Annotated in this window: 6 protein-coding genes and 1 pseudogene; 1 reads left to right on the top strand and 6 read right to left on the bottom strand. The window is 60.1% G+C overall.

Going from position 1 to position 5,273, the window contains the following annotated elements; all coding sequences use genetic code 11:
* The 6 genes and pseudogenes from NW856_RS09560 to NW856_RS09535 all read right to left on the bottom strand — a co-directional run.
* Nucleotides 1–222 (bottom strand): annotated as a pseudogene (locus tag NW856_RS09560) (photosystem reaction center subunit H); the annotation flags it as partial.
* 36 nt (nucleotides 223–258) lie between these two features.
* Nucleotides 259–540, bottom strand: coding sequence for a chaperone modulator CbpM (locus NW856_RS09555; RefSeq protein ID WP_011432385.1), 282 nt, complete (start codon nucleotides 538–540; stop codon nucleotides 259–261).
* Entirely contained in the window at nucleotides 537–1,472 is a 936-nt protein-coding gene (locus NW856_RS09550) for a DnaJ C-terminal domain-containing protein (RefSeq protein WP_414399984.1), read from the bottom strand. Before NW856_RS09550 ends, NW856_RS09555 begins: the two co-directional genes overlap by 4 nt.
* A gap of 153 nt (nucleotides 1,473–1,625) precedes the next feature.
* Complete coding sequence (locus NW856_RS09545) at nucleotides 1,626–2,387, bottom strand: ChaB family protein (RefSeq protein WP_414355624.1); 762 nt, start codon at nucleotides 2,385–2,387, stop codon at nucleotides 1,626–1,628.
* A 244-nt stretch (nucleotides 2,388–2,631) separates the two neighbouring features.
* On the bottom strand, nucleotides 2,632–3,486 hold the full coding sequence (locus NW856_RS09540) for a M28 family peptidase (protein ID WP_414399983.1): 855 nt from the start codon (nucleotides 3,484–3,486) through the stop codon (nucleotides 2,632–2,634).
* A complete protein-coding gene (locus NW856_RS09535) occupies nucleotides 3,483–4,265 on the bottom strand; it encodes an HAD family hydrolase (protein ID WP_414399981.1) in 783 nt (260 codons plus the stop codon). Before NW856_RS09535 ends, NW856_RS09540 begins: the two co-directional genes overlap by 4 nt.
* 119 nt (nucleotides 4,266–4,384) lie before the next feature.
* Here NW856_RS09535 and NW856_RS09530 point away from each other — a divergent pair.
* A partial coding sequence (locus NW856_RS09530) for an FAD-dependent oxidoreductase (protein WP_414399979.1) occupies nucleotides 4,385–5,273 on the top strand: 889 nt, incomplete at its 3' end.

The following is a 5,273-nucleotide window of genomic DNA, read 5'->3' as shown; positions in this document are numbered from 1 at the left end:
GGGGGTAGCAAAAACGGTGGAGTAGGTCAGCAGCGCGTCTGGCCCGATGAGAGAAATCTGCTCCAGGGGGGTGTACCCCTGCTGGCTGGTGAAGTAGCATACCCGCCCTGTTGGGTCAACCCAGATTTCTTCTACGGTACCCAAGGCGGTAGCAGTGCTGCCATCGAGGGCCAGCAGGCCCACCACTTGGCTACGTCGGATGATCTGTTCCATAGGGTTCATCGAAGTTTATCTCCTTGATGGGTTGGCTGGGCAGCCTCAAAATCCGCGGTAGTGGCGCAGTTGCCCCCTGAGCCGGGCAATTTCCTGAGCCATGTCCAAGACCATCGCTGCCCCCGTCCAGTTAAGCCCCAAGTCTCGGTGTAGGCGGCTCATTTGCAACAACCGCCTGAGCTGTTGGGGGGTCAGGTAGCTGCTCTCGGCCTCCACTAAGCCTTGGGCCAGCAGCCATTCCAGCAGGTGGGGAGGGATCCCCAGCAGTTCCGTGGCCTGCTCGAAGGTATAGAGCCGTTCTTCTACCCGCACAATGGCCAAACTCATAGACTCACCTCCTGCAAGTGGGCGCGGGGATCCCAGCTACGGCTTTGGCGCAGCTTTTCGTAGAGATCCCGCTCGGTCTGGGAAAGGGATTTGGGTGCCACCACCTTCAGCCGCACCAGCAGGTCGCTCCGATGGCCTTGGGGATCCCGCCAGCCTTGGCCCCGCAGCCGCAGGGTTTGGCCGCTGTCTACCCCGGCAGGGATCCTCAGTTGCACGCGACCCGTAGGGGTGGGAACTTCCGCCGTCCCTCCCAAAGCCGCCTCGTCAGGAGTAATGGGCAGCTCGCAGAGGAGGTTGTCTCCGTCAAAGCGGAAGAAGGGATGGGGGGGCAGCTCCAGGGTGAGGTAGAGATCCCCTCTTGGCCCGCCAAAGGGGCTGACCTGGCCTTTGCCCTTGACGCGGATGCGACTGCCCGGCTTGGCACCGGGGGGAATGCGGATGGTTAGCGTTTCTCCATCTAGGTTCAGCCGTTTCTGGGTGCCGTGGAAAGCTTCTGCCCAGCTGAGACCCAGAGTGCCCTCCACATCCTGCCCCGGCAAATCCACCGAAACAAACGGCCCAAAGCCGCCGGCGAAGCCCTGGAACCCGCTGCGGCGGGATCCCATACGGCCCAGCAGCTCGTTGATAAACTCCTCGAAGCTGGCGTATTGGGCGAAGCCCTCCATGCCCGGCATTCCAGCAGCAGAACCAGTACCCACCCGCTGCCAGTACTGCCCAAACTGGTCGTAGCGCCGCCGCTTCTCTGGATCAGAGAGCACCTCGTAGGCTTCGTTGATCTCCTTGAAGCGCTCCTCTGCCGCCTTGTTGCCGGGGTTCACGTCGGGGTGATACTGGCGGGCCAACTTGCGATAGACGCGCTTGATTTCCTCGGCAGAGGCATCTCTGCTGACGCCCAGGATCTTGTAGTAATCCTTGAAGTCACTTGCAGCCATAGGCTCACCCCTGCAAGGTTAGGTTAGAGTTTTTCGGGCTATTCTCAGGATATAAGGTTGCAGCTAAAAAATTGGAGCAGACCCAGAACACGTACAGGCAGAGCGGCGAGATGGCGCTTTACTGTGCTCTCGCTACTTCGGAAACTTTTTGGGCTAGGGCTTGCGTTTGGAGAAGATCCCTTTCTCATCTCGTGTGAAAATTTGCTTGACCTTTTCCCAAGCTTTGAGGAGTGCATGGGTGGAGTTATTGCTCTCTTGTTTGGCTTGGTTGTAGGCTTCCACAAAGGTTTGCTGCGCTTCTTCCGAGAGGTCAGCGCGGATTTCCGGCGAGATGCTCTCTGGGGTTAAGTCTCCCTCTGGCTCACCGGGCAAGTTCAAGTCGGCAATGGAAACTTCCTCTCCGCCAGCACTCTGCAGCAGCCAGTAAATTTCGCCCGACTTCTCTTCCGGTACTTGCACCACCAACAAGAACTCGCCCGCCTGTACCCGGGTTTGGTAGATGGCGGCTTTCTCCTGCGGCATACCCAAGGCAATCAGGGCGGATCCCAGGCCCGCTCCCAGTGCTCCGTACAAAGCGCCGCCCGTTGCCCCCAACAAAGCGGCTCCCAGAGGCCCAGCGGCCACCACTGCCCCCAAAAAGGGAATGAACAGCACCCCCACGCCAGTGAGCAGCCCCAGCAGGGATCCGAACAGGGATCCATAGATGGCCCCATTGGTCAGACCGTCCAGAACCACCTCTTTGCGGGTGATAAACCCGGTAATTTTGGCTTCGGTTTGAAAGTTGCGGCCAATAATGGAGATGCGATCGTTGGGAATGCCACGGTTCAAAAGCCGCTGGATACACTCTTGCAGCTTGCCCTCTTCTTTGAAGGCGGCGGAAACACACTTTTTGGGAGCTTGGGCAAAAGCGCTCATACGCAATCTCCTGCTGAGTTTTACAGTGCCAAGGCAGGTTTTTTAACCTTTTCCCTGCTACTACTCTCGTCTATTGTCTCCCCTCTTCAGCAAAGGACTCGGTCGCAGAATCGCGAACCCCCTGGAGAAATCTCCGTACTGAGGATGCCAACTCTACCCTTACCCCCAGCCTCCTTCCAGAGAGAGGGGAGTTAGGACTTAACGCACGCTACTTGTTGTTGAACGACTGTGGTGTTTGGAAGAGCTACAGCGAGCGGATCCCGGCCATCAAGCCCTGGCAGACCCCCGTCAGGAAATCTGGATCTAGGGTTTCCAAGGTATCGCTCAGCTTGTGGTAGTGGGGGTTGCGCAAGAAAGCGGTGTCGGTAACCATAACGGCGGCGTAGCCCGCATCCCAAAAGGGGGAGTGGTCGCTCAGGCGAGTGGCAGGCAGGATTAGGCCCCGCTGCCCGGCCAACAACCAACAGCAAGGGATCCCCGCTTTTTGAAAATCACGCTGCAGCTTGAGCAGATCCCCCCAGGTGGGCCAGTTGCCAATAAGGCCAATGTAATCTCCCCGGTTGGGGTAAAGCTTCTCAAGGCCGGCGGGATAGTCCTGGGATCCGGGGGCGGGATCCCGGTAGCCCAGCATCTCCAGAGAGAGCATCAGCCGCAGGGGCTGGCGCTGCTGTTTAAGAAAGCGGGCGTAGGCTGTGCTGCCCACCATTCCCCGCTCCTCCAGGTCAAAGGCCACCAGCCACAGCGGAGAAGAAGCCGGCTCGGCAGCAAAATGGCGGGCCAACTCCAGCAACACCGCTATGCCGCTGGCGTTGTCGTCTGCTCCAGGGGTTGCCGGGGCAGCGTCAAAGTGGGCCCCAATGAGAATGGGCGGGCGACCAGAACGGGATCCCGGCAATTTCAAGATCCAGTTGCGGTGCAGGCGGCCACCGGCCTCAAAGAGGAAGGACTCCAGGGATCCCCAGCCAGAGAGCTGCTCTTGGATGTAGCGCTCCACCTGCTGATGGCCCAAGGGCGACCAGTCGGGATCCCGGGGCTGGGCCACTTGCTGCAGATGAGCCTCTAGGCGCTGCCGCAGGTCTTGGAGATCTGACGCCATCATGAGCTTCCCACTCCAGACCGGGCAACTTGAGCATGGATCTGTCGGGCCAACTCCAGGGTGAAGTAGCGGTGGGATCCCACCGTTCCCGCCAACACCCGAAACGGATCCTCAGGCTCCCCCAGGTGATCCAGCACCAGAGCCGCCCCGGAAAAATCCTGATCCCGGGTATAGTCGTTTACCGTCACCACAGTGGGAATACCGGCCTGCTGGGCCGAGCGCAGCCCATTCTCCGAGTCTTCAAAGGCCAGGCAGGCCTGGGGGGGCAGCCCCATCTGTTCCAGGGTGTAGAAGTAGATGTCGGGGGCGGGCTTTTTGGCGGGGACAATATCGCCGGCAGCGATCACTTCAAACCAGCTTAGGCTCTCCGGCAGTGTGTGCTCCAAAAGGGCTGTTACATTTTCCGGCGTGGTGGTGGTGGCAATGGCCAAGCGGATCCCAGCAGCTCTGGCCTCCTGCAGGAGGCGCTTCACCCCTGGGCGGAGTGGGATCCCCCCTTGGGCCAATAGGGCAGTGTAGTGGCGGGTTTTGGCCTGGTGCAGCCGGGCAATGAGGGCATTTAAATCTTCACCAGGGGGTAGCGGCGGCTGGCAGGTTGCAACGAAATGGCGAATGCGCTCTTTGCCCCCCGTAATGGCCAGGAGTTGGCCGTAGAGCTCCACCGACCAGTGCCAGTCCAGCCCTGCCTCGGCAAAGGCAGCGTTAAAGGCCACGCGATGACCATCCCGCTCCGTGTCCGCCAGCGTGCCGTCCACATCGAAGATCAAAGCTTGGAGTGTCATGTGTACCCCCACCCGCCTACAAGCGACTCTATGCTACTGCATGGCTTGGGTGCCCCTAGCCAGGTTTCTGGGAAGGCCAACAAGGTGAGAAAATGAGGCACTGGTTATCCAATCTCGCCATGAGCTTCGATTTTGACGTAATCATCATCGGTGCCGGCGTCGGCGGCCACGGCGCTGCTTTACATGCGGTCGAATCTGGCCTGAAGACCGCCATCGTCGAAGGTGCAGAAATGGGCGGCACCTGCATCAACCGCGGCTGCATCCCCTCCAAGGCTCTGCTGGCCGCCTCAGGACGCCTGCGGGAACTGCAACATAGCTCTGGGCTGGGCATCCAAGTGGGATCCCTTCAGGTGAACCGAGAGGCTATTGCCAATCATGCTGCCCAAGTGGTGGAGAAAATCCGCGCCGACATGACCCGCTCCCTGGAGAGGCTGGGGGTAACAATCCTGAGAGGGCGGGGCAAGTTGGTGGCACCCCAGCAGGTGGAAGTCCAGGAAGAGAAGGGATCCTATACCTACACGGCGCAGGATGTTATTCTTGCTACGGGCTCCCGCCCCTTTGTGCCCCCTGGCATCGAGGTGGATGGCCGGACGGTGTTCACCAGCGACGAGGCGGTGCGGCTGGAGTGGATCCCGGAGCGCCTAGCGATTATCGGCAGCGGCTACATTGGCCAGGAGTTTGCCGACATCTACACTGCCTTGGGATCCCAGGTCATCCTCATCGAAGCCCTGGAGACCCTGATGCCGGCCTTTGACCCCGATATTGCCCGCCTGGCCCAGCGGGTGCTGATTAAGCCCAGGCAAATCCAGACCTACGTGGGGATCACGGCCAAGCAGGTGATCCCTGGCCAGCCAGTAACGATTCACCTCTCCAACGGCGAGACGCTGCAGGTGGATGGCTGCTTGGTGGCTGCCGGTCGGATCCCGGTCTCAGAGGGGCTGGGCTTGGCCGAGCTGGGCATCGACACCGGCAAACGGGGGTTTATTCCTGTCGATAGCCGCATGGCCA

The sequence above is a fragment of the Synechococcus sp. R3-13 genome, assembly GCF_047462195.1.
GTDB lineage: Bacteria > Cyanobacteriota > Cyanobacteriia > Thermostichales > Thermostichaceae > Thermostichus.
The sequence above is the reverse complement of the archived record's forward strand: the minus strand, read 5'-3'. Positions and strand labels throughout refer to the sequence as shown.